This window comes from Bradyrhizobium sp. MI1.7 (genome assembly GCF_055811795.1).
Genome location: NZ_JBVVPO010000031.1, coordinates 81,386 through 102,205 on the forward strand (window position 1 = coordinate 81,386; position 20,820 = coordinate 102,205).

Annotated in this window: 23 protein-coding genes and 2 pseudogenes; 14 read left to right on the forward strand and 11 right to left on the reverse strand. The window is 64.6% G+C overall.

The genetic code is table 11. The features are described from left to right. Positions 1–182: 182 nt before the first annotated feature. Entirely contained in the window at positions 183–1,127 is a 945-nt protein-coding gene (locus tag AC0L3X_RS25935; RefSeq protein ID WP_063980908.1) for a helix-turn-helix domain-containing protein, read from the forward strand. A gap of 42 nt (positions 1,128–1,169) precedes the next feature. On the opposite strand, the gene AC0L3X_RS25940 is transcribed toward AC0L3X_RS25935, so the two are convergent. Then, on the reverse strand, positions 1,170–2,375 hold the full coding sequence (locus AC0L3X_RS25940) for an ABC transporter substrate-binding protein (protein WP_085403529.1): 1,206 nt from the start codon (positions 2,373–2,375) through the stop codon (positions 1,170–1,172). Positions 2,376–2,540: 165 nt separating this feature from the next. Between AC0L3X_RS25940 and AC0L3X_RS25945 the strand changes: the two genes are divergently transcribed. The 3 genes from AC0L3X_RS25945 to AC0L3X_RS25955 all read left to right on the forward strand — a co-directional run bounded on the left by AC0L3X_RS25945 (position 2,541) and on the right by AC0L3X_RS25955 (position 6,014). Continuing rightward, positions 2,541–3,308, forward strand: a complete 768-nt coding sequence (locus AC0L3X_RS25945) for a FadR/GntR family transcriptional regulator (protein ID WP_283017990.1) — start codon at positions 2,541–2,543, stop codon at positions 3,306–3,308. A gap of 68 nt (positions 3,309–3,376) precedes the next feature. Beyond that, positions 3,377–4,990, forward strand: a complete 1,614-nt coding sequence (locus AC0L3X_RS25950) for an acyl-CoA synthetase (protein ID WP_063980910.1) — start codon at positions 3,377–3,379, stop codon at positions 4,988–4,990. 16 nt (positions 4,991–5,006) lie between these two features. Continuing rightward, on the forward strand, positions 5,007–6,014 hold the full coding sequence (locus tag AC0L3X_RS25955) for a zinc-dependent alcohol dehydrogenase family protein (RefSeq protein ID WP_063980911.1): 1,008 nt from the start codon (positions 5,007–5,009) through the stop codon (positions 6,012–6,014). On the opposite strand, the gene AC0L3X_RS25960 is transcribed toward AC0L3X_RS25955, so the two are convergent. Beyond that, positions 6,011–6,700 (reverse strand): helix-turn-helix domain-containing protein, encoded by a 690-nt coding sequence (locus AC0L3X_RS25960; protein ID WP_245328533.1) that lies wholly within the window; start codon positions 6,698–6,700, stop codon positions 6,011–6,013. The two genes, AC0L3X_RS25955 and AC0L3X_RS25960, sit on opposite strands and share 4 nt — an antisense overlap. On the opposite strand from AC0L3X_RS25960, the gene AC0L3X_RS25965 reads away from it, so the two are divergent. Next, complete coding sequence (locus AC0L3X_RS25965; protein WP_245328534.1) at positions 6,699–6,839, forward strand: hypothetical protein; 141 nt, start codon at positions 6,699–6,701, stop codon at positions 6,837–6,839. The two genes, AC0L3X_RS25960 and AC0L3X_RS25965, sit on opposite strands and share 2 nt — an antisense overlap. Before the next feature lie 357 nt (positions 6,840–7,196). Here the strand turns inward: AC0L3X_RS25965 and AC0L3X_RS25970 are convergent, their stop codons facing one another. Then, complete coding sequence (locus AC0L3X_RS25970; protein WP_063980913.1) at positions 7,197–7,442, reverse strand: hypothetical protein; 246 nt, start codon at positions 7,440–7,442, stop codon at positions 7,197–7,199. Between the two features lie 128 nt (positions 7,443–7,570). Between AC0L3X_RS25970 and AC0L3X_RS25975 the strand changes: the two genes are divergently transcribed. The 3 genes from AC0L3X_RS25975 to AC0L3X_RS25985 all read left to right on the forward strand — a co-directional run bounded on the left by AC0L3X_RS25975 (position 7,571) and on the right by AC0L3X_RS25985 (position 10,514). Next, the gene (locus tag AC0L3X_RS25975) at positions 7,571–8,374 is read left to right on the forward strand and encodes an MBL fold metallo-hydrolase (RefSeq protein WP_063986073.1); all 804 of its coding nucleotides are present in this window, start codon (positions 7,571–7,573) and stop codon (positions 8,372–8,374) included. Between the two features lie 157 nt (positions 8,375–8,531). Then, on the forward strand, positions 8,532–9,551 hold the full coding sequence (locus tag AC0L3X_RS25980; RefSeq protein ID WP_063980914.1) for an alpha/beta fold hydrolase: 1,020 nt from the start codon (positions 8,532–8,534) through the stop codon (positions 9,549–9,551). A gap of 15 nt (positions 9,552–9,566) precedes the next feature. Then, positions 9,567–10,514 (forward strand): fatty acid desaturase, encoded by a 948-nt coding sequence (locus AC0L3X_RS25985; RefSeq protein ID WP_063980915.1) that lies wholly within the window; start codon positions 9,567–9,569, stop codon positions 10,512–10,514. 56 nt (positions 10,515–10,570) lie between these two features. On the opposite strand, the gene AC0L3X_RS25990 is transcribed toward AC0L3X_RS25985, so the two are convergent. Together AC0L3X_RS25990 and AC0L3X_RS25995 are read right to left on the reverse strand one after the other, a co-directional pair. Beyond that, a complete protein-coding gene (locus AC0L3X_RS25990; protein ID WP_014498305.1) occupies positions 10,571–10,804 on the reverse strand; it encodes a hypothetical protein in 234 nt (77 codons plus the stop codon). A gap of 138 nt (positions 10,805–10,942) precedes the next feature. After that, positions 10,943–11,926, reverse strand: coding sequence for a helix-turn-helix transcriptional regulator (locus AC0L3X_RS25995; protein WP_063980916.1), 984 nt, complete (start codon positions 11,924–11,926; stop codon positions 10,943–10,945). 84 nt (positions 11,927–12,010) lie between these two features. Here AC0L3X_RS25995 and AC0L3X_RS26000 point away from each other — a divergent pair, with 84 nt between their 5' ends. Both AC0L3X_RS26000 and AC0L3X_RS26005 read left to right on the forward strand, forming a co-directional pair. Further along, on the forward strand, positions 12,011–12,655 hold the full coding sequence (locus AC0L3X_RS26000; protein ID WP_063980917.1) for a glutathione S-transferase family protein: 645 nt from the start codon (positions 12,011–12,013) through the stop codon (positions 12,653–12,655). Positions 12,656–12,684: 29 nt separating this feature from the next. Then, positions 12,685–13,106 (forward strand): annotated as a pseudogene (locus AC0L3X_RS26005) (DUF6157 family protein). Here the strand turns inward: AC0L3X_RS26005 and AC0L3X_RS26010 are convergent. The 4 genes and pseudogenes from AC0L3X_RS26010 to AC0L3X_RS26025 form a co-directional block, all read right to left on the reverse strand. Next, entirely contained in the window at positions 13,107–13,892 is a 786-nt protein-coding gene (locus tag AC0L3X_RS26010; RefSeq protein WP_063980919.1) for an enoyl-CoA hydratase/isomerase family protein, read from the reverse strand. Positions 13,893–13,904: 12 nt separating this feature from the next. After that, positions 13,905–15,014 carry a cyclic nucleotide-gated ion channel gene (locus AC0L3X_RS26015; protein WP_063980920.1) on the reverse strand — a complete coding sequence of 370 codons (1,110 nt, stop codon included), beginning with the start codon at positions 15,012–15,014 and terminating at the stop codon, positions 13,905–13,907. Between the two features lie 159 nt (positions 15,015–15,173). After that, positions 15,174–15,391: pseudogene (locus AC0L3X_RS26020) on the reverse strand (hypothetical protein). Positions 15,392–15,505: 114 nt separating this feature from the next. Further along, positions 15,506–16,951, reverse strand: a complete 1,446-nt coding sequence (locus AC0L3X_RS26025) for a TAXI family TRAP transporter solute-binding subunit (RefSeq protein ID WP_063980921.1) — start codon at positions 16,949–16,951, stop codon at positions 15,506–15,508. A gap of 403 nt (positions 16,952–17,354) precedes the next feature. On the opposite strand from AC0L3X_RS26025, the gene AC0L3X_RS26030 reads away from it, so the two are divergent. Both AC0L3X_RS26030 and AC0L3X_RS26035 read left to right on the forward strand, forming a co-directional pair. Further along, on the forward strand, positions 17,355–17,702 hold the full coding sequence (locus AC0L3X_RS26030) for a DUF3307 domain-containing protein (RefSeq protein WP_038933545.1): 348 nt from the start codon (positions 17,355–17,357) through the stop codon (positions 17,700–17,702). A gap of 379 nt (positions 17,703–18,081) precedes the next feature. Then, positions 18,082–18,495 (forward strand): hypothetical protein, encoded by a 414-nt coding sequence (locus tag AC0L3X_RS26035; protein ID WP_028148857.1) that lies wholly within the window; start codon positions 18,082–18,084, stop codon positions 18,493–18,495. On the opposite strand, the gene AC0L3X_RS26040 is transcribed toward AC0L3X_RS26035, so the two are convergent. Then, positions 18,492–18,815, reverse strand: a complete 324-nt coding sequence (locus AC0L3X_RS26040; protein WP_063986074.1) for a YkgJ family cysteine cluster protein — start codon at positions 18,813–18,815, stop codon at positions 18,492–18,494. The two genes, AC0L3X_RS26035 and AC0L3X_RS26040, sit on opposite strands and share 4 nt — an antisense overlap. Before the next feature lie 5 nt (positions 18,816–18,820). After that, positions 18,821–19,519 (reverse strand): helix-turn-helix transcriptional regulator, encoded by a 699-nt coding sequence (locus AC0L3X_RS26045; RefSeq protein ID WP_063980922.1) that lies wholly within the window; start codon positions 19,517–19,519, stop codon positions 18,821–18,823. A 112-nt stretch (positions 19,520–19,631) separates the two neighbouring features. Between AC0L3X_RS26045 and AC0L3X_RS26050 the strand changes: the two genes are divergently transcribed. Together AC0L3X_RS26050 and AC0L3X_RS26055 are read left to right on the forward strand one after the other, a co-directional pair. Then, entirely contained in the window at positions 19,632–19,904 is a 273-nt protein-coding gene (locus AC0L3X_RS26050) for a hypothetical protein (RefSeq protein ID WP_063980923.1), read from the forward strand. Positions 19,905–19,972: 68 nt separating this feature from the next. Next, a complete protein-coding gene (locus AC0L3X_RS26055) occupies positions 19,973–20,701 on the forward strand; it encodes a glutathione S-transferase family protein (RefSeq protein ID WP_028157342.1) in 729 nt (242 codons plus the stop codon). Positions 20,702–20,820 lie beyond the last annotated feature (119 nt).

The following is a 20,820-nucleotide window of genomic DNA, read 5'->3' on the forward strand; positions in this document are numbered from 1 at the left end:
ACTGCTTTTTGTTCTTCATAGGCCACATGCCGGAGCGCGGCTTGCTCCGGAGCGCAAAGCTTTTGCTTCTCCGCGCAAACGGTCTTGCGTGTAGGCGGCGGCCCTCTAGAATCTCGATGCGTGGCCAGCTTGTGCGATGCACAAACGACGTTCATCATGGCGGCGCAACGGATGGGCGGACGATGAACCTGGTGTTTTCGACAGACGATCTGGAGCCGTCCAAACGCTACGCCGCGTGGCAAGGCGCGATCTGCGACGTCTACGTCCATGTCGACGTGAATGCCGAGGAGCGGTCCGACTATCACGGCTTCATCCGCGAGGCACGGTTCGGCGCGGTGACGATGACCGACGTCCTGCTGTCGGAGCAGCGCATCTCGCGCCGCGAGCGGCATATCGCGAAGCTCGACAAGGATTGCTACTATGTCGAATTCGTCCAGCAGGGCCGGGTCAACGTGCTCCAGGCCGGCCAGACCCTGCTGTCGAATCCCGGCGTGAGCGCGATCTTCTCGGCCTCCGAAGCCTATGATCTCGAATGCGTCGGCAAGGTGCGATCGCTCTATCTCGAGATTCCGCGCGCGGAATTCTCGGCGCGCTTCAGCGAGGGGCGGCTGCCGGTCGTCACTACGATGGCCACGAGCCGCGGCCTTGGCCGGATTGCCGCCGAGTTCTGTGCGACGCTCGCCGCGGAAGGCGCGCCGCTGGACGAGACCGCGAGAACGCGACTGGGCGGTGAGCTGATGGACGTGCTGGCGCTCGCGCTCGACATGGGCGAGCGCGACGAATTCTCCGAGGATGCGAGCGCTGCGCAGGCCCGCCTGCGCTCGGTCAAGGCCTGGATCGAGGCGCACCTCACTGATGCGGATCTGTCGCTGGAGAAGATTGCGAAGAGCAATGGCGTCTCGCTCAGGCATCTGCATTATCTCTTTCGGCTGACCGATGTCTCGGTGTCCGAATGGATTTTGGATCGCCGGCTGCAGCGCTGCTACGACGTGCTGACGCGGCCGGAACTGCGGTCGCTGTCGATTACCGAAGTTGCCTATCAGCTGGGCTTCAGCAGCTCGTCCTATTTCAGCACGGCGTTCCGCAGGAAGTTCGGCCACAGCCCATCGGATTTGCGGCGCCGCTAGAGGACCTGCACCGCGCGAGGCGATGCAGGTCGGTCGTCAGCGTTACTTCACCAGCGGGCAGCCGCCGTCCTTCAGCGGCCGGAACGCCTGGTCGGCCGGCACTTCGGCGAGCAGCTTGTAATAGTCCCACGGGCCCTTGGATTCCTCGGGCTTCTTCACCTGGAACAGGAACATGCTGTGCACCATGCGGCCGTCCTCGCGCAGGATGCCGTTGTCGGTGAAGGCATCCTTCACCGGCAGCTCGCGCATCTTGGCCATCACGGTCTTGGTGTCCTTGGTGCCGGCGGCCTGCACGGCCTTGAGGTAGTGCAGCGTGGCGCTGTAGGTCGCGGCCTGGTTCATCGTCGGCATGCGCTTGATGCGCTCCTGGAAACGCTTGCCGAAGGCGCGGGTCTTGTCATTGAGGTCCCAGTAATAGGCCTCGGTGATGATCAGGCCCTGCGCGAGCTTGAGCCCCAGGCTGTGCACGTCGGAGATGAACATCACGATCGCAGCCAGGTTCTGGCCGCCGGCGACGATGCCGAACTCGCCGGCCTGCTTGATCGCGTTGATGGTGTCGCCGCCGCCGTTGGCGAGCCCGATGATCTTGGCCTTGGAGGCCTGGGCCTGAAGCAGGAAGGACGAGAAATCGGCCGTGTTGAGCGGATGCTTGACGCTGCCGAGCACCTTGCCGCCGGCTGCCTTCACCACATCGCCGGTGTCGCGCTCGATCGAATGACCGAACACGTAGTCCGCGGTGAGGAAGAACCAGCTGTCGCCGCCGTTCTTGACGATGGCGCTGCCGACGGTGTGGGCGTTGGAATAGGTGTCATAGGTCCAGTGCGCGGTGTAGGGCGAGCAGGATTTGCCGGTGATGTCGGAGCTTGCCGCATCGGTCACGATCATCACCTTCTCGTACTGCTTCGACAGCTCCATCACCGCGAGCGCGGTGGCGGAAGTGGGCAGGTCGATGATCATGTCGACGCCCTCGGTCTCCCACCACTTTCGCGCGATGGTGGAGGCGACGTCGGGCTTGTTGAGCACGTCGGCTGCGACCATCTCGATCGGCTTGCCGAACATCTGGCCGCCAAAATCCTCGATCGCCATCTTGGTGGCTTCGACATTCCCCTGGCCGCCGATGTCGGAATAGACCGAGGAGAAGTCGGAGAGCACGCCGATCTTGAGCGGGGTCTGCTGGGCGGAGGCGGGGACGATCAGGGCAGCCGACAGCAAGCCGGCCGCAGACACGAGTGCTGCGATAGGTCTCATGGATACGTTTCCTCTTGTACGGGACTATTCTGTCCCTTTGTCCGACAAAGTTAGAGCGAGGTTCCCAAGGAGTCAATTTGCTGCATCTGCGGCATGAATGACGCAGTTTGACGCGTCTTCGGGGCGATCCTATAGTTTGTCGGACAAACGCCATTGGGGGTTACCGTGCCGATTTCGCCGCTCTTCCGTCCGATCGATGTCGCGCCGGCCTATCAGAAAGTCGCCGACGCCATCGAGCGCGAGATCGTCAATGGGCGCATCAAGCCCGGCGATCCCATCGGCACCGAGCATGATCTGGTGCGCCAGTTCGGTGTCAACCGCTCGACCATTCGCGAAGGCATCCGCGTGCTTGAGGAGGGCGGCTTGATCAGCCGCGATTCCTCGCGCCGTCTGCACGCCTGCCTGCCGCGCTACACCAAGCTCGCAAGCCGCCTCAGCCGCGCACTGGTGCTGCACGAGGTCACGTTCCGCGAGCTCTACGAGGCCTCGATGACGCTGGAGGTGGCGAGCATCGAAGGCGCGGTGGAGCGCGCGACCGAAGAGAACCTCGCCGAGCTCACCGGCAATCTCGTGCGCAGCGAGGCCGTGGTCGGCGATCCCGCCACGCTTGCCGAATGCGATGCCGAATTCCACGTGCTGGTCGCCAAGGCCTCGCAGAACCGCGTGCTCCAGCTCGCACGCGAGCCGGCGGCGCAGCTGTTCTATCCGACCACAGAGATGATCGTGACCGGCGTTGCCGAAGGCGGCCCACGCCTCGTCGCCGCGCATCGCCATCTGATCGACGCAATCCGCCGCCGCGACCGCGAGGCGGGCGTGCTCTGGACGCGCCGGCACTTGCAGGACTGGCGGCGCGGTTTCGAGAAAATCGCCTCGCTCGATCGGTCGGTCGAGCACATGTACATGGAGCACGCCCAGGCGGCCCGGCGCAGATAGGCGCCTGATGAAGACGCAAGATTTCAGCCAAGAAATCCAACAAACAAAGACGTTACACGGAGGAACACATGACCGGCGACATCGCGGCTACCATCTCGAAAGCGCGCGAGCATTCCATCGGCGATCTCTTGCGCCGCTCGGCAGTCCGCGAGCCGAACAAGCTCGCAGTGAGCTGCGGCCATGTCAGCTGGACGTTTGCCGAGATGGACGCGATCTGCAACCGGCTCGGACGCGGCCTGCTCGGTCTCGGCGTCAGCAAGGGCGATCGCGTTGCCGTGCTCTCACGCAATTCGCACGCGTTTGCGGCGTTGCGCTTCGCGCTGGCGCGGATCGGTGCGGTGCTGGTGCCGATCAATTTCATGCTCAACCCGGATGAGATCAATTTCATCCTGAAAAGCTCCGGCGCGAAGCTGCTTGCGACCGGCCCCGATTTCGTCGAGCCGGCAAAGGCCGCAAGCGCCAGGGATTGCGAGGTCGAGAAGATGATCTGGCTGCCGGGCGAGGATCCGGCATCCGCGCCCGCGGGCCTCACCAATTTCGACGATCTCCTCAGCCCCGACGGGTCGTTCCTGGAGGCCTCCGTCGACAGCCGCGATCTCGCACAGATCGTCTACACCAGCGGCACGGAATCGCTGCCCAAGGGCGCGATGCTGACCCATGAAGCCGTGATGTGGCAGTACGTGAGCTGCATCATCGACGGCGGCATGAGCGCGGACGACAAGTTCCTGCACGCGCTGCCGCTCTATCACTGCGCCCAGCTCGACGTCTTCCTGGGGCCGCAGATCTATCTCGGTGCCTCCGGCGTGATCACGGGCAAACCGACCGCCGACAATATCCTGGCGCTGATCCAGGCGCACAAGATCACGTCCTTCTTCGCGCCGCCGACGATCTGGATCGCGATGCTGCGCTCGCCGAACTTCGACAAGACCGATCTGTCGACGCTTCAGAAGGGCTATTATGGCGCCTCGATCATGCCGGTGGAGGTGCTGCTCGAACTTCAGCGCCGCCTGCCCAATGTCAAATTCTGGAATTTCTACGGCCAGACCGAGATCGCGCCACTCGCGACCGTGCTGCGGCCCGAGGACCAGCTGCGCAAGGCCGGTTCGGCCGGCAAGCCCGTGCTCAACGTCGAGACGCGCGTGGTCAACACGGCGATGGAAGACGTGAAAGTCGCCGAGGTCGGGGAGATCGTGCACCGCTCGCCGCATCTTCTCTCCGGCTATTATAATGACCCCGTGAAGACCGCGGCGGCCTTCACCGGCGGCTGGTTTCACTCCGGCGATCTCGCCACCGTCGATGCCGAGGGCCACATCACTGTGGTCGACCGCGTCAAGGACATGATCAAGACCGGTGGCGAGAATGTCGCGAGTCGCGAGGTCGAGGAGATGGTCTACCGCATCCCTGCGGTCTCCGAGGTTGCCGTGGTTGGCCTGCCCGATCCGCGCTGGATCGAGGCGGTGACCGCGATCGTCGTGGTCAAGACCGGCGAGACGCTGGAGGAGGACGCCGTCATCAAGCACTGCGCCGGCCAGATGGCGCATTTCAAGGTGCCCAAGCGCGTCATCTTCGTCGACAGCCTGCCGAAGAACCCGAGCGGCAAGCTGCTCAAGCGCGAATTGCGCCAACGCTTCGTCGGCGGCGAGACGCTCGACAAGGCGATCCAGAAGAATTTTGGGGCGTAAGCACGGAGCGGTCGCCATGAAGGTCTGGCAGGTCGAGCGCGACTGGTCGATCGAGGGGCTGGAGCTGGTCGATCTGCCCGAGCCCACGCCTGGCCCCGGCCAGGTCGCGGTGCGGATGAAGGCGGCATCGCTCAACTATCGTGATCTGCTCACGGTGCAGGGCAAGGGCGGCGTCTCACGATTGCCGCTGATCCCGTTCTCGGATGGTGCCGGCGAAGTCATCGCGGTCGGCGACGGCGTTGCCCGCGTCGCGGTTGGCGATCGCGTCTGTCCGATGTTCTTCCAGTCCTGGATCGACGGAAAGGTATCGGCGACCAGCCGCCGCTATGCGCTCGGCGGCACGCGGCCGGGCGTGTTGCAGGAGGTGATGCTGCTCGATGCCGAGGGCGTCAGCCGCATTCCATCGCACCTTTCATTCCTGGAAGCGGCGACGCTGCCCTGCGCCGGCCTCACGGCGTGGCGCGCGCAGTTCGAAGAGGCCAAGGTGAAACCTGGTGACACCGTGCTGGTGCAGGGCACCGGCGGTGTCTCGATCTTCGCGCTGCAATTCGCAAAGCTCGCCGGCGCGAGCGTGATCGTGACGTCGTCGAGCGACGAGAAGCTCGAACGTGCCAAAACGCTCGGCGCCGACCACACCATCAATTATCGTACGGTGCCGGAATGGGGCAAGGCGGCGGCCGACTGGACCGGCGTCGGCGTCGACCACGTCGTCGAGGTCGGCGGCAAGGATACCTTTGCACAGTCGCTCGAGGCTATCAGGGTCGGTGGCAACATTCTGGTGATCGGCGTGCTCACCGGCTTCTCGCAGCAGATCGCGATACCGAGCCTGTTCTCCAAGAACCTGCACGTCATCGGCTTGTCAGTCGGCAGCCGTCGGATGTTCGAGGGGATGACGGCCGCGATCGGCCGCAATGGCATGAAGCCGGTCATCGACCGTGCGTTCGGCTTCGATGCCGTGCCGGACGCGTTGCGGCTGATGCAGCAGGGCGGTCACTTCGGCAAGATCGTGGTTGAGTTTCCTTAGCCCATCTCGCCAGAAAGCTTCCTGACGTCGTCGGGCGTCCGTCCGAAGCGGCGGCGGAATGCGCGATGGAAGTAGGAGACGTCGTGAAAGCCGGCGAGGTGCGCGATCTCGATGATCTTGCGCGCGCGCAGGTTTGGATTTCGAAGCAGCCGCTCGGCGCGCAGCAGCCGCTGCTCCAGCACGAAGCCGCTATAGGTGATGCCGGCCTGCTCGAACATCAACTGAATCGTGCGCGGGCTGATCCGGTGCGCGGCTGAAAGGACGGTGAGCGACAGCGCGGGGTTGTCGAGCTGGGCCAGGATGTCGGATTTGAGGGTTTCGAGACGCGCCGCCGCAAGGCCGCGCATGCGAGCTTGCTCGGCGACATCGCCGCGCGCTCCGATCATCAGCACGGAGAGGTCGAACAAATGCTGCGAGACCGCATCGAGCTCCGCGGGCGCGAGCTTGTCGGCATAAGTGTGCGCGAGATCATAATATCGCAGGAACATCGAGGTGATCGGATTGGCGCCGGGGATCGACTGCGCGATCAGGTCCTCGGCATTCGGGCACGCGCGCAGCAGCGCCTTGCGCGGCAGTAGCGCGGTCTGGAAGTTGCCGTGCGTCGTCTGGGTGATATGGGCGCCCTTGATCGAGGGGTCGCCGATCGTGACGTCGCCGGCGGCGACCTCCAGCGGACGTCGTCCCATGGCCCCGCTCAGCGCCGAATTCGGCGACATCGTGATCACCAATTCGTCGTTCGTCCCCAGCGATACGAAGGACATCGGCGTGCCGAACGAGGCCGAGAGTCGGAGGCGCGGAAGAATAGCCGGCGAAATGGTCCGGTGAACACGTCCTTCCCCGATCGGAACGAAATCGACGTCGGCGACCTGGCGGCAAAACTGCTCGCGCCATCTTTCATAGGCCTGGCCATTCGGGTCGCCATCGAATGAGAGTTGAGGCTGGATCATCGATCGGGAAGGGCAGGTTAGTTGGCGATTTACGGCAGGTTGTATCGTCGGGCCGGTGCTCCGCAACCGCAAAAGCGCCGGATTGCGTGATAAGCCACTCGCGATGACGCGCTGTGACCGCGACCTGGTGCCGCAGCCCGGTGTGCCGAGATGAAAAAGCGCGAGCGCGAGCGCCAGCACGAGCAGCGCCCGGTGCTTGAGCAGCATGGTGAACGCATCCGGCGCGCTGTCGGGATCATCCTCCTTGCAGCCGCGCGCGGCGCGATCGTCGATCGTCGATCGCCTTTGCGGGGATCATCAGCACGCAGGCGATCGCGATGGCGCCGAACATGGCCGCCAGCGCGAACACGGCGACATAGCCGAACGTGTAGTCGAGATAGCCCGACAGAGGCGGGGAGGGGAGCGCGATGCCATCGGGACGTTGAGCGACTGCCGGCGCAAATGGTCTTGCACAAGCAGGGCTGACAAGACGGGCTGACATGACCGGCCAATGGCGCCGGGGCGGACCGGAAAGTAACATGTGCTAGCCGGGTTGGTTCCTCCGCACTTGCGATGGGAGGGCCACGGCGTCATCTCGTGGGTGTCCCCTTCTTCTTCTGGATCACGGCCATGCCCCTCTGGACCTGCGAAACCTGCGGCGCGCAATTTTCAGACAGCGGAAATCCGCCCGCATCCTGTCCGATCTGCGAGGACGAGCGGCAGTTCGTGAACTGGAAGGGCCAAACCTTCCTCACACGCGAAGCGTTGGCGGAACGGCACCGCCTTGCCTGGCGGGACGATTTCGGCCTCACCGGCGTCGGGTCCGAGCCGAGCTTCGCCATCGGCCAGCGCGCGCTGTTGGTGCCGCTCGGCGACGGCTGTCTGATGTGGGACTGCGTCCCGCTAGCGACGTCGGAAGCTATCGCGCATGTGCGCTCGCTTGGCGGGCTGAAGGCGATCGCGATCTCGCATCCACACTTCTACGGCGCGTTTGCCGACTGGAGCGAGGCGTTCGGCGGCGTGCCGGTCTATCTCCATGCTGATGACCGCCAGTGGGTGATGCGGCCGCATCCCGCCATCGTGCACTGGACCGGCGATCAGCAGCGCATCTCCGACGATGTGCTGCTGCTGCGCACCGGCGGTCATTTCGCGGGCGCCACCATGCTGCACCATGCGCGCGGTGCGGATGCCGAGGGCGCGCTGCTCACGGGCGACATCGCGCAGGTGGCGATGGACCGCCGCTTCGTCAGCTTCATGTACTCCTATCCGAACTACATGCCACTCAACGCCGCCGCGGTGCGGCGGATCGCAGCCGCTGTGGAGCCGCTCGCCTTTGACCGCATCTACGGCGCCTGGTGGGGCCGCAACATCGCCTCCGGTGCCAAGGCCGCATTCGCGGCGTCCGTGCAGCGATACATTGCGGCCATCGCCTGACGCGCGACGACCAAACCCCCCTTGTTCTGATCTAATAACTGTACTATAAGTACAGATATTAAGCGCGACGCAACGATGCGTTTGCCGGTCCGGCACGAACAATGCATCGTTGTCTCGGCGGGCGCATGTTGCGGCCGCGTGAGCGGGAGTTGGACGCATGACCGGGCAGCGCGACTACGAGATCTTTGAGGCCGGCGACGTCATGCTTCAATCCGGCGCCGTCTTCCCCGCGATGAAGCTCGCCTACAAGACCTACGGCACCCTCAGCCCGGCCAGGGACAACGTTATCCTCTACCCGACCTCGTTCAGCGCCCAACACTACGACACGGAATGGCTGATCGGGCCCGATGGCGTGCTCGACCCTACGCGCTACTTCATCATCATCCCGAACCTGTTCGGCAACGGCCTGTCGTCCTCGCCGTCGAATTCCGGCGAGGCGCCATTCCCGCAAATCACCTATCACGACGCCATCGCGGTCCAGCACCGGCTGCTGACCGAGCGCTTCGGCATCACAAAGCTGGCGCTGGTCTATGGCTGGTCGATGGGCGGCATGCAGACCTATCATTGGGCGGCGCTGCATCCCGACATGGTCGCGCGGGCCGCGGTGGTCTGCGGCAGTGCGCGCTGCGCGCCCTATAATTACGTCTTCCTCGAAAGCGTGAAGGCTGCGCTGACCGGTGATCCCGCCTTCCGCGACGGCCGCTTCGTCGAGAAGCCCGTTGCCGGCTATCGCGCCATGGGGCGCGTCTATGCCGGCTGGGCGATGTCGCACGGCTTCTATCGCGACGAGCTCTGGCGCGAGGCGGGCTTCACCTCGCTGGAGGATTATCTGGTCCGGAATTGGGACGCGACCTTTGCCCGGCGTGATGCCAACGATCTCCTCGCGCAGGCCGGGATCTGGCAGCGCGGTGACATCAGTCGTTGCGCTTCATTCGGCGGCGACCTCGATCGGGCGCTGGCCGCGATCAAGGCGCACATGCTGCTGATGCCGGGTGCGACCGACCGCTATTTCGACGTCCGCGACAACGAGGACGAGCTGGGCAGGCTGGTCAACGCAAAATCGGCGGTGCTGCATCCGATCCCGTCGCTGCACGGCCATCGCGCCGGCAACCCCGTCAACAATCCGCGCGACCAGGCCTTCCTCAAGGCCGAGGTCGCAGAGCTTCTCAGCAAATAGGGCGAGTCCTCGATCATGACTGACGCGACCGTTTCAGAGCCCGGCCATCGTCTGAAGCCGCTGACACCGGCGATGCTGCGCGAATTGTCGGTGCGCTCGAACCTCAGGGGGGCCGCGAAAAGTCTCAGCCATTACGGTCTGGTAGTGCTGGTCGGCGCGCTGGTCTGGAAGGTCTCTTCAGCCTGGGGCGTGTTATGGGCGCTGCCGCTGATGGCGGTGCAGGGCTATTTCGTCGCCTTCCTGTTCATGGCGCTGCACGAGACCGCGCACAAGACCGCGTTCAGGAGCCGTGGCCTCAACCTTGCGGTCGGCTATCCCTCGGCCTTCATCATCGGACAACCTTACGAATATTACTGCCTGTTTCACTGGGACCATCATCGCTACACCCAGGATCCGGACAAGGACCCGGAGCTGATCGTCGGCGTGAAGCCGACATCCGACACGCAGCTCGCGCTCGCCTATAGCGGCCTGCTTCAGGTCGCCGGCCGCCTCCAGTTGATGCTCGGCCACGCCGTCACCGGCAAGGTCACCGTGCCCTGGATTCCCGAAAACAAGCGCGCCACCATCGTGCGCGAGGCGCGCGCCTATGCCGGGCTCTATGCGCTGTTGCTCGCGCTCTCGCTGTGGTTTTCCTCGGCGTTGCTGCTCTGGGTCTGGATTGTCCCGCTGATCATCGGGCAGTCCTTCCTGCGGCCCTATCTCTATGCCGAGCACACCGGCTGCGACCGCACCCGCAGCGCCTTCCAGAACACGCGCACCACCTACACCAGCGCGATCGTCAAATGGTTCGCGTGGAATATGCCCTACCACGTCGAGCACCACGCCTATCCCTCGATCCCGTTTCACGCGCTGCCGAAGCTGAACGAGATCGTCGACGACGAGATCGTCCATCGCGGCCGCGGCTACATCAGGACGACGCGCGAGACCTGGGCCTGGTTTCGCCGGCATCGGCAGATTGGTTAACCCAATGCAAAACTCCGGCCGCGATGCGACCGGAGCTTTGTCGAGGACGTCAGATATCAGTAGATCCCGTAGGCGCAGACATTCACGACGCGGACGCGCAGGCCATGGCGGGTCCGGACGACGCGCTCCTGGTAGCAATTGCTGACGCCGGTGTTGACGTAGACGCCGCCAAAGCCCCAGCCGGGACCCCAGTGATGATGGAAGCCGTGGGCCGAAGCCGCGGTGGGCGCGAGAGCGGCAGCACCGAGCGAACCAGCAGCGATCAGACCAAGAGCAAGCTTACGAAACATTTTCATTCTCCAGTGTGGCGCTAAGGCCGTTGTTGTGTCCCTGCTTCTCCGTCGGGCCGAGACGCGAACGCGTTCAGGGCGCGAGGCAGGAATCGTGTTTCAGGAATGTTTCGTGGGCTTCGGTGAAATGCGCCGCTGTCAGGCTTTTCGCGCCGCTGCGCGATAGCGCGCAGCCATCGCCTGCGTCATCTCCGCCATCTTCTCGCGGAGATCGGCGGGCTCCAGCACTTCGGCCTCGGACCCAAGCCGCAGCAATTCGGATGCCGCGTGCCATGACGTCTTGCCGGTCGGCACGCGCGCGATGCGCCAGCCGTCCGCATCCGTGGTCTCTTCAAGTTGCGTGCGCGCCTTGACGTAAGGCTGGCTCAGCGCGTCGAGCAGTTTGACGCCGAACGGCGACAGCCGCACGATCGCGACATTGGGATGCATCTCGGCTTCGAGGCGAAGCGTCGCAGCCTGCCAATAGGCGGCGAGATCGAACGCGGCGGGACGATCGAAGCGATCGTCGAGCGCGGTGCAGTCCAGCACGCGCGCGATGCGATAGGTGCGCGTGCTGCCGTCGACGTGACCGGCGAGATACCAGCTGCCGCCCTTCAGCACGAGCCCGAGCGGTGCGACGCGGCGCTGCTTCTCCGCGCGCCAGCTCTGGTAGCGGATCCTGATCAGCGTCCCGCGCAGAGCCGCGCCGGCAATGGTGCGCAGATGTTTGGGTTCTTCCGTCTCGCCGAACCAGCCGGGGGCGTCCAGGTGAAAACGCTCCTGCATCCGCCCGGCATCTTCGCGAAGGTTGGCCGGGAGTGCCGCCATCAGCTTGTTCTGCGCGGCGATCATCGCCGCGTCCAGCCCGAGCGCCGCGGCCGGTCCCGGCAGTCCCGCAAGGAACAGGGCCTCCGCCTCGTTCTGCGACAGGCCGTTCAAACGCACGCGATAACCGTCGAGCAGGCGATAGCCGCCCTCCGCGCCGCGGTCGGCATAAACGGGGACGCCGGACGCCGCGAGCGCGTCGATGTCGCGATAGATCGTGCGCACCGAGACCTCGCAGGCTTCCGCAAGCTCGGGCGCAGTGACCTGCCCCCTGGCCTGGAGGGTGGTGAGGATCGACAGCATTCTGCTCGCGCGCATGATCCCTTAAACCATACCTGACACAGGATGTCAGGTATGGTCCGCTACAAGCGCCATCGCCAGCCGGCCAGATGGAGACCTGTTATGACCGATCAAAACCGCATCACCCTGTATTATTCGCCGCAAAGCCGCGCCACCGGCACGCGGGTGCTGCTGGAGGAGCTGGGCGCGCCCTACGATCTCCACGTCCTCAACATGAAGGCCGGCGAGCAGCGCCACGGCGCCTATCTCGCCATCAATCCGCTCGGCAAGGTGCCGGCGGTCCGCCACGGCGAGGCGCTGGTGACCGAGCAGGTCGCGATCACCATCTATCTCGCCGATCTGTTTCCGCAGGCGGGACTGACGCCCGCGCTGAACGATCCGCTGCGCGGTCCTTACCTGCGCTGGATCGCCTATTACGGCGCATCGTTCGAGCCGGCCCTGATCGACAAGTTCATGCAGCGCGAGCCGGCACCGATCATGCAGTCACCCTATGCCGATTACGACACCATGCTGGGCGCGCTCGAGGCGCAACTGTCGAAGGGTCCGTATCTGCTCGGCGAGCGCATGACGGCCGCCGATATCTTGTGGGGTGTCGCGTTCAGCTGGACGATGATGTTCGGCATCGTGCCGAAAAAAGATGTATTCGTTCGTTATGCCGAACGGATGACGAACCGGCCTGCGTTCCAGCGGATCAATGCCGCCGACGACGAGATGGCGGCGCAGCATGCCGCGGCTGCGGGTGGTTGAATGTTCCAGGGTTGCAGATGGCAAAGTCGATGCACACGACCAACTGCTTCAACACCTTCATCCGGGTGGCTGAAGACTGTCCCGCGCATACTGGCGAGGAGCCGCCGCTGCGCGCGGGAAAGCCGACGGTGGCGTGCCTGCAATACGAGATGATCGCCAAGGCACCCTACAAGCACACCTCCGACGACGTGATCTTCGCGACGTCTGCGCCGGGACGTGAGCTCGATGTGACGGCGACGAAGACGGAGAAGCATGCGGCCCGTGAAGCGTTTTTCTCCCGGGGCCAGGCGTGCAGAGGGCGTCGAGCCTGGGCAAGCGCTTCGGCTGGGGCGTTCATGCCGACAGTGAGGGCCGGATCGCGATTTACGCCGTCGACAGCAAACGCTACCAAGTGCTCGTCCGCGATCCCAAGCTCACGCAGGTGCGCGCGATGCGGTCGCAGCGGGCGTGATCAGAATTTTGGCGGCCGTTTTTTCGCGAACGCCTTGATGCCTTCCTTGATCTCGTCGCCGCGCATGCTGTCGCGGTGGCGCTGGTCGGCGGCGGCTTCATCCAGCTCTCCGCGGGCGAATTCATTGATGGCGCGCTTCATGCCGCGCATCGCCTGCGGGGCGTTGCCGGCGAGAACGCTCGCGAGCTTGTCAACCTCTTCATCGAGCGTTTCCTCCGGCACCATGGCCGTGAGGTATCCGATCCGCAGCATCTCCGGCGCGCTGATTTTCTGCGCGGTGAGGAACAGCTTCTTCGCATTGTCGACGCCGAGCCGCGTCACGTAACGCTTGATGCCGCTTCTGTAGTAGTGCAGCCCGAGCCGCGCCGCCGGCATGAACATCTCGGCGGTGTCGACGCCGATGCGGAAATCGCAGGCGAGCGCGAGGTCGGTCGAGCCGCCATAGACGCCGCCATTGAGCCGGCAGATCGTCGGCACGCCGAGATCCTCCAACCGGTTGACGACGACCTCGAACGCCGAGCCCGCGCTCTGCTGCTCGTTGGCGCTGACCGCGCGCTCGGCAACCGAGTTGAGGTCATAGCCCGCGGAGAAGGCCCGCCCCGTGCCGGTCAGCACCAGCACGCGGATATCAGGATCGGCCTCGATCCGGTCGAAAAGTCTGACCAGCTCGCCGAGATCCTCGGCCTGGAGCCGGTTGAGATGTTTGGGCCGGTTGAGGCGGATGGTGGCGCGTGCGCCGTCACGTTCGAGCACGGGGCCTGAGGCTGCGTCGGCTGTGTCCGACATTCTTGTCTCCATTTATTTGTTTTCGAGTGTGCGGCGCTTGGCTTCCGCATCGATGGTCTCGGCGAGATCGGGGTGCCGCGCCATCAGCACGCGGAAATCGACGAGGTCGAGCACCAGCAGCCGCGACACCTTCGTGGTCGAGACATTGGCGCCGCGCTTGTTGTTGCCGAGCAGCGCCATCTCGCCGAAGAACGCGCCCTCGCCGAGCTGGACCTTCTTGCCGGGCAGGTCGACCTCGACCTCGCCGGCGGCGATGAAATACATGCAGTCGCCCTGCGTGCCCTTGCGGATGATCATGGTCCGCGCGGGCAGCTCCATGGTGCGCAGCATGTGGGTGACGTCGGCGATGGCAGCAGGGCCGAGCGCTGCGAAAAACGGCACCTTGCTGACGGATTCCCAGGTCTTGAGGAAATTGTCGCGCCGGGTCTCGGCGGCAAAGCCGGTCGCCAGAATACCAGTCCACAGCCCGAACACGCCGAGGCCGGAGATCATCACCATGGCCGCCACGATGCGCCCGAGCGGCGTCACCGGCACGACGTCGCCATAGCCCGTCGTCGTCAGCGTGACGACAGCCCACCACAGCGCGGCGGGGACGCTGCCGAAAGTCTGCGGCTGCACGTCCCGCTCCAGGAAATATTCGGCGACGGAAGCGAGGAACACCACCATCAGGAAGATCACGAGCACGCTGACCAGCGGGCCCGATTCCAGCACCAGCACCCGGCGCAGCTGCCGCAGGCCCGGAATGCCCGGCACCACCTTCAACACCCAGAGCACGCTGAGCAGCCACGCCGTCTTCGGCTCGATGCCGATCAGGAGCGCGGCCGGCACCGCCAGCGCGCCCAGAGCATCGACCACTCCGGCCGAGGAGGTCATGTAGAGCGACAGGCGCCCCGTCTGTGCCATGTGGCGCAGCCGGACCACCCATTCGAACACGAAATAGACGAGGCAGGCCCACAGCAGGGCGTCGACCCAGCGGTGCGCCGTCTCATAGGCCGGGTTGACCGTCAGCAGCACCATGCTGACCACGCCGAGCCCGACCGCCACATAGGCCGCCTTGGTCATGTTGCGGCCGGCCGTGGCGGCCACGAACTGGGCCAATGCGGGGATCAGCGGCTTGGACATGCGGGAAGGCGGGCTCGGTCGTGTCTCTTGCGGTCCCGGCTGGGACGCCGCCGCCAAAGTGCCCGCCCGGGCAGGAGCCGTCAACGACGGGCAGGGGGCTGCCCGCAGCATCGTCGGACAGGCACGCGGCAAGCCCGATGCCGTGGTGGATCCGGGGCGCTACCTGAAATGCGGCGGCTCGTCGTAGCCGCGGCGGCTGCTGAAAAAAGCAACATCATCAGGCCGATGCCGACGACGATGGCGAAACCCGCTCCCAGCGCCAACGCCACATAGCCTTCCGTCGGGATCGGCTCGCCCTCGATCGCCATTGCGGAATAGGCGAAATATCCAGCCGCTACCAGCATGCCCAGAAGGATTATGACGAGGAGTGTACGCATCGCGCGTGCTCCGGTTGTATCCGGGAGCAAACGGTTGTGGATGGGGGACGGTTCCCGGTTTCAGCCCGGGGATTCGCGGCAAGGCGCCGCTGCGAGACCCGTCAAACCGATAGGTCAGGCACTCTGAGCTGTCTTCACCACGACGATCTTGCTCTCGTCCTGCTGGGGAGGGGCCGTATCCTGGGCGACCTTGTCGGCCTCGCCGCAGTGGCGTTTGAGATAGTCGCGGCGCATGCCGATCTCGTCGCGGACGAACTCGTAGCCGAGCTTGAACGTGTCGAGCCCGTCGGTACTGATCGTGCCGTCCCTGAGACCTATGACCGCGCCGCGCAGAATGCCCTCCAGCTCGTCCTGGAGACATTCGAGCTGGTCCAGCGAATGCGCGTGCTCGATGCGTTCGCCGATGTCGAGGACGGCGGTGGAAAGCTCGCCAGCCTTCTCCGGCGCGATGCGGGTGATCTTGGCGTAGATCGCGGCGAAGATCGAGCCGATCACGCTGAGCGCGGCGGCGCCCAGATACATCAGGTCGCTGTACTTATCCATGAACGACTTGGTGTCGTCGTTGATGTAGTCGGCCGCCCCCTGATGCGCCATCACGTAGGCATCCTTCTCGACGGAGGCCGGCTCGATTCTGCTGGCGAAGCCGTTGTCGAGCCCGAGCGCGGATTTGTTCTCATAGACGACGCGCGCGAGCTCGCCCGCCGTGCTCGCCGACATCCTTGATTGCGCGACCAGCAGCCATTCGAGCCCGATCGTGTCGAGGTCGTCGTCGGGAATTTCCGGCGATGCGGACAGCGTGCCCGCAGTCAGCGTTTCACTGGAAATGCCGGGAATCTTGCGCGCGAGCGCCTTGGCCTCGTCGATCGCGTTCAGCGTGAAGCCGCCGCGCTTGGCGACCTGCTCATAGGCCTTGTCCCGCACCGCCCTGGAGGCATGGACGATGGCGATCACCGCGCCGAAGCCGCTCGCCGGCGCAAACAGCTTGTCGAGCGTTGCACCCTGCGGCGCCATCTGGATCCTGGCGGCATCCGGACCGTCGGGGATGTCGAGGATGCTACGGACGAAGGCGAGCGAGGATTCGTTCTCGGCGAGGACGGCAACTTTCTTCTTCTTCAACTCGGCGAGCGACTTGATCTTCTTGTTGCCGGGACCGAGCAGCAGCACCAGATCGTGCTCGAGGATCGCGAGCGTGCGCGCCCGCAGCGGCACCTTGGTGTCGGTGCGAAGGACGGCGAGGTCGGCCTGCTTGCGGTCGAACTGTGCGAGCGCCTTGGCATTGTCTGCGTTGTTGACGATCTTGATCCGGAAGCGCGAGGCGTTGTTCTTCAGCAAAGTGGCGAGCTTGGCGGCGAACAGCGCTTCGTCGCTGTTGGGGGTGCCGACGGCAAAGGTCAGCGTCTCCGAATTGTGCAGCATGGCGCGGCCGCCCCAGACGGTGGCGAGCGACAGCAGCAGCGTCAGCACGACGTAGAGAAAGACCTGCTGCTGATTGGTTTTGATCACCTTGGGGCGCCGCGGCGGCGGTTCGGTCGGTGACGAGGTTGGGCCTTCAGTACTCATGGCAGCACTCCGGCCCTATTCCTGAGTGGCGGGCGGCTCGCGGATGCGATCGCGGCGGGCGCCCTGCAATTCCTAAACGTCTGAAAAAAGAACGATATTCTCTGCCGACAATGATAGCGCGCCGGTACCGGAATGCAAAATTCGAGCCGGAGGTAACCTTACTCGATCTGGCCGCGGCGATTGGTCATCCTATCACCAGTTAGCCACAGTTGGCGATTTTCCAGTTCCCCCCGGCTGCATTCCGTCGCGGGAGATGTCATAAATCACACGTCCCGGCGATTTGACCGGTCCAAAAAGAAGTTGCGCTGAACGCTCCGGTCTTTCTTGTCACGTCAATGAGGGCGTCAGCTTGTCGTTTCCACCCATGTCATCGGCGGTTCCGGTCGAAGCGCTCATTGGCTGGATGTTGCTGCTCACCTTCAAGCACATCATCGCCGATTTCGTGCTCCAGACCGCCTGGATGGCGCACGGCAAGGACCAGAAGCACGGCTGGGCTTTGCCGCTTCTGGTGCATTGCCTGATTCACCTCGCGGTTGCGCTGCCGCTGATCCTGTTGGTGGCGCCGCGATTCTGGTTCGTCGCGTTCATCGACTTCGCGATCCACATCACCATCGACCGCGCCAAGGGGTTCGTCTCCGCCAATTTCGGTGTCGACCTGGCGCATCCCTGGTTCTGGACCCTGATCGGCGTCGACCAGGCCCTGCATCATTTGACCGGCTTCGGCCTTTCCATCTTCATGGCGGCGAACTGAGGCCGGCGGGCCTGCGGATAGTCGTCGATCGGCATTCACAAGAGGTCGTCATGCCCGGGCTTGTCCCGCCTGCGCGGCCGAAGCCGCTTCGGCGCGGCGAAGGCCCGGGCATCCACGTTCTTCGTGCCGCGTGGCCAGCCGTGGATGGCCGGGACAAAGGCGAGCGGAAGCGACGCCGTCCTTCGGACGGCTATGCCCAGCCATGACGCCGTGGAGGCATTGGCGTCCCGACTTTTCGGCTCAGATGTGGTGGCCTGACCCCCATTCGGTCGCCTCCGATTCGCGACGAGGGCGCAAGGACCCCGGGTGACTACCGGGCGGCGTGGTTAACCTTTCATTAGAGAATTGCGCTGCATCTTCGGCAACGAGGAGAACCGCAATGTTTTCAAGCCGCGACGCCTATGAAAGCGATTTCTGCCCGGTCCGCGACGAGCTCCTTGGCGAGATGTATCGCGCCAGCGAGAGTGGCCTGCCGAGGCTGGTTGAGAGTGTTTCCCCTGACGCGCGCGCCAGGCTGGCGCTGTTCTGCTATCGCCGCAGCCATCTGCACTCGCTGGCGGTCGCGATCGCGGCCAGCTGCAACGAGCGTGACCTGATCGACAATGGCGGCCGCGTCGGCTCGACGCTCTACGCGCTGTCGCGCGAAAGCACGGTCAAATCGTCGCCGTCGCTGTCGGGGGGCCGCAAGCCGATCACGCTGTCGACCAAGCCGCTCTCGGTGCTTGCACCGCTTGAGGACGGGTTCGACGACGAGGTCAGCGAGGCCGTTCCAGCTGTAGCCGTTCCAGCCTAAGCGACCTCGATTACCGGCAGTCCGAATTTCCGCCGCGCCATCGCGCATTCGGCGTCTCCCGGCATGCAGGTGCGGCACACCTCCGGCCGGACCTCGTAAATGCCGCAGGCCGTCTGCTTTCCGATCTCCCCCCGCAACGCCGAACAGCGATCGCCCTCGCAGCGCATGCCGGATTGGCGCGCGTTGACGAGCGTCTCGGGGATTGCGGCAAGCTCCTCGTCGCTCTCGATCGAGAAGCGCGGCCAGTTCTCCGAATAGCCACAGCAGGCGCCGCAGCTCTGGCACCAGCTCGACAGATCGACGGGGGAATTCTCTTCCATCGCGCTCACGTGTCCTTTGGCGGGCCCCAGACCAGGCTCTGCCGCCATCTTGCGCGCAGCACGTCGCGCCGCTCCGGATATTTATCGTCGAGATAGTTCGCATCCACGACGCGGTCGGTGCGGAAGCTGCGGAAGTCGCCGCGCAGCTCGCACCAGGCCGCAAGCAGGCGCACGGCTTCGAGATAGCCGACCGAGATCGGCCAGATCATGCGCTCGCTGGGGCGGCCCTGCTCGTCGCGGTAGCGCAGCATGATCTTCCTGCCTTCGTGGATCTGGGTGCGCGTGCGCGCCATGTCGAGGCGATCCGGCTCCCTGTTCCAGCTCGGCCGCGCGCGGCTTGCCGGCTCCAGCACGAAGGGACGCAAGCGCTCAGGCACGGTGTCGGCGATCTTGGCCATCAAATCTTCGGCCGCGCGTGCCAGCGCGGAATCGGCATGGCCCGCGACCCATTGCGCGCCCAGCACCGCCGCCTCGATCTCGTCGGGTGTCAGCATCAAGGGCGGCAGGTCGAAACCCTTCTCCAGGATGTAGCCCATGCCGGCTTCGCCGCGGATCGGCACGCGCTGGCCGATCAAGGTTGCGATGTCGCGATAGATGGTGCGCTTCGAGGTCTCGAGCTCGGCCGCGATCGCGTCCGCGGTCAGCGGCTTACGCGTGCGCCTCAGCACCTGGATGATCTGAAACAGCCGGTCGGCGCGTCTCATGGCAATTCTCTTATCGGGGACGGATCAGAAAATGGCGCGCTGCTGCTGACAGGATGTTGGCAGCAGGGGGTGTCTATACCGGGACAACACATCGACTGAAGAGGATTTGTCCATGATCATTCCAACCCATTTTGGCCCGGCGATTCCGATGTCGCGGGCACAGGTCTGGTCCGCCAGGGCACTCGGCCGCCTCGTTTCGTTCGATCTCATGGCCGTCGACCTCCGATTTGCTCTTGCAAGCGTGATGGCACGCTTGCTGACCCAGGCTGCGGACGCGCTGGCCCGCCATGTCGTTCGTAGTGTCATGGCCCGCGCCTGGCGGGGGGCCCGTTTCGCAGAAGATATCACGGCTGCTGCCACCATGGTGGCAGCAGCCGGTCACTAGGTTCCCTCAAAGTTTCGCAAGTCCAAATTTCGCAAGCCCAAATTTCGCAGGTCCAGGAGAGAGTTCGCATGATCACGCTTTATGGCTTTGGCGCCGGCTTCGGCCTGCCGGAAATCAGCCCCTTCGTCACCAAGACCGAGGTCCAGCTCAAGATGGCGGGACTGCCCTACCGGAAGGAGCGGGCGATGCCGCCGGCCTCGCCCAAGGGGCAGCTGCCGTTCATCGACGATGGCGGCGAGGCGGTGGCCGATTCCACCTTCATCCGCGCCCATATCGAGCGCCGCTATGGTTTCGATTTCGATGCCGGGCTGTCGCTGGCCGAGCGGGCGCAGGCCTGGGCGTTCGAGCGCATGATCGAGCATCACGTCTACTGGGCGCTGGTCGGGGCGCGCTGGGTCGATCCGGTCAACTTCGCCAAGGGGCCCGCGCATTTCTTCGACGGCGCGCCGGAGCACAATCGCGAAAAGTTGCGCGAGGATGCGCAATTCCGTGTCGCCGAGAACTATCTGCTCTCCGGCCTCGGCCGCCACGCGCCCGATGACGATGTCGATCTCGCGGTACGTTCGCTGTTCGCGCTCTCGGTCCAGCTCGGCGACAAGGCCTACCTGATGGGCAACAAGCCCTGCGGTGTCGATGCCACCGCCTTCGGCGCGCTCGCCGGAATCCTGACGCCCTTCTTCGAATCCGGCCTGCGTCAGCGCGCCGAGGGATTTGCGAACCTCACCGCCTATGTCGACCGCATGATGGACGATTATTATCCGGAGTTCGCCTGGACCCCGCTGCGGCAGGCGGCCTGAGGCCTGATGAGATGAGACTCGCCTAGCGCCCCGACGGAGGTGCGTTCCCTCCCCCCTTGCGGGGGAGGGCTAGGGAGAGGGGTGGTCCAGGAAAAGGTACCCGTTGTTGATGATGCATC

What these genes read in the sequence shown, in the direction of transcription:
- AC0L3X_RS25935 (WP_063980908.1), top strand. Translation starts at nt 183, where the DNA reads ATGAACCTGGTGTTTTCGACAGACGATCTGGAGCCGTCCAAACGCTAC.
- AC0L3X_RS25940 (WP_085403529.1), bottom strand. Translation starts at nt 2,375, where the DNA reads ATGAGACCTATCGCAGCACTCGTGTCTGCGGCCGGCTTGCTGTCGGCT.
- AC0L3X_RS25950 (WP_063980910.1), top strand. Translation starts at nt 3,377, where the DNA reads ATGACCGGCGACATCGCGGCTACCATCTCGAAAGCGCGCGAGCATTCC.
- AC0L3X_RS25955 (WP_063980911.1), top strand. Translation starts at nt 5,007, where the DNA reads ATGAAGGTCTGGCAGGTCGAGCGCGACTGGTCGATCGAGGGGCTGGAG.
- AC0L3X_RS25965 (WP_245328534.1), top strand. Translation starts at nt 6,699, where the DNA reads ATGGCCCCGCTCAGCGCCGAATTCGGCGACATCGTGATCACCAATTCG.
- AC0L3X_RS25960 (WP_245328533.1), bottom strand. Translation starts at nt 6,700, where the DNA reads ATGGGACGACGTCCGCTGGAGGTCGCCGCCGGCGACGTCACGATCGGC.
- AC0L3X_RS25970 (WP_063980913.1), bottom strand. Translation starts at nt 7,442, where the DNA reads ATGTCAGCCCGTCTTGTCAGCCCTGCTTGTGCAAGACCATTTGCGCCG.
- AC0L3X_RS25975 (WP_063986073.1), top strand. Translation starts at nt 7,571, where the DNA reads ATGCCCCTCTGGACCTGCGAAACCTGCGGCGCGCAATTTTCAGACAGC.
- AC0L3X_RS25980 (WP_063980914.1), top strand. Translation starts at nt 8,532, where the DNA reads ATGACCGGGCAGCGCGACTACGAGATCTTTGAGGCCGGCGACGTCATG.
- AC0L3X_RS25985 (WP_063980915.1), top strand. Translation starts at nt 9,567, where the DNA reads ATGACTGACGCGACCGTTTCAGAGCCCGGCCATCGTCTGAAGCCGCTG.
- AC0L3X_RS25990 (WP_014498305.1), bottom strand. Translation starts at nt 10,804, where the DNA reads ATGTTTCGTAAGCTTGCTCTTGGTCTGATCGCTGCTGGTTCGCTCGGT.
- AC0L3X_RS25995 (WP_063980916.1), bottom strand. Translation starts at nt 11,926, where the DNA reads ATGCGCGCGAGCAGAATGCTGTCGATCCTCACCACCCTCCAGGCCAGG.
- AC0L3X_RS26000 (WP_063980917.1), top strand. Translation starts at nt 12,011, where the DNA reads ATGACCGATCAAAACCGCATCACCCTGTATTATTCGCCGCAAAGCCGC.
- AC0L3X_RS26010 (WP_063980919.1), bottom strand. Translation starts at nt 13,892, where the DNA reads ATGTCGGACACAGCCGACGCAGCCTCAGGCCCCGTGCTCGAACGTGAC.
- AC0L3X_RS26015 (WP_063980920.1), bottom strand. Translation starts at nt 15,014, where the DNA reads ATGTCCAAGCCGCTGATCCCCGCATTGGCCCAGTTCGTGGCCGCCACG.
- AC0L3X_RS26025 (WP_063980921.1), bottom strand. Translation starts at nt 16,951, where the DNA reads ATGAGTACTGAAGGCCCAACCTCGTCACCGACCGAACCGCCGCCGCGG.
- AC0L3X_RS26030 (WP_038933545.1), top strand. Translation starts at nt 17,355, where the DNA reads ATGTTGCTGCTCACCTTCAAGCACATCATCGCCGATTTCGTGCTCCAG.
- AC0L3X_RS26035 (WP_028148857.1), top strand. Translation starts at nt 18,082, where the DNA reads ATGTTTTCAAGCCGCGACGCCTATGAAAGCGATTTCTGCCCGGTCCGC.
- AC0L3X_RS26040 (WP_063986074.1), bottom strand. Translation starts at nt 18,815, where the DNA reads ATGGAAGAGAATTCCCCCGTCGATCTGTCGAGCTGGTGCCAGAGCTGC.
- AC0L3X_RS26045 (WP_063980922.1), bottom strand. Translation starts at nt 19,519, where the DNA reads ATGAGACGCGCCGACCGGCTGTTTCAGATCATCCAGGTGCTGAGGCGC.
- AC0L3X_RS26050 (WP_063980923.1), top strand. Translation starts at nt 19,632, where the DNA reads ATGATCATTCCAACCCATTTTGGCCCGGCGATTCCGATGTCGCGGGCA.
- AC0L3X_RS26055 (WP_028157342.1), top strand. Translation starts at nt 19,973, where the DNA reads ATGATCACGCTTTATGGCTTTGGCGCCGGCTTCGGCCTGCCGGAAATC.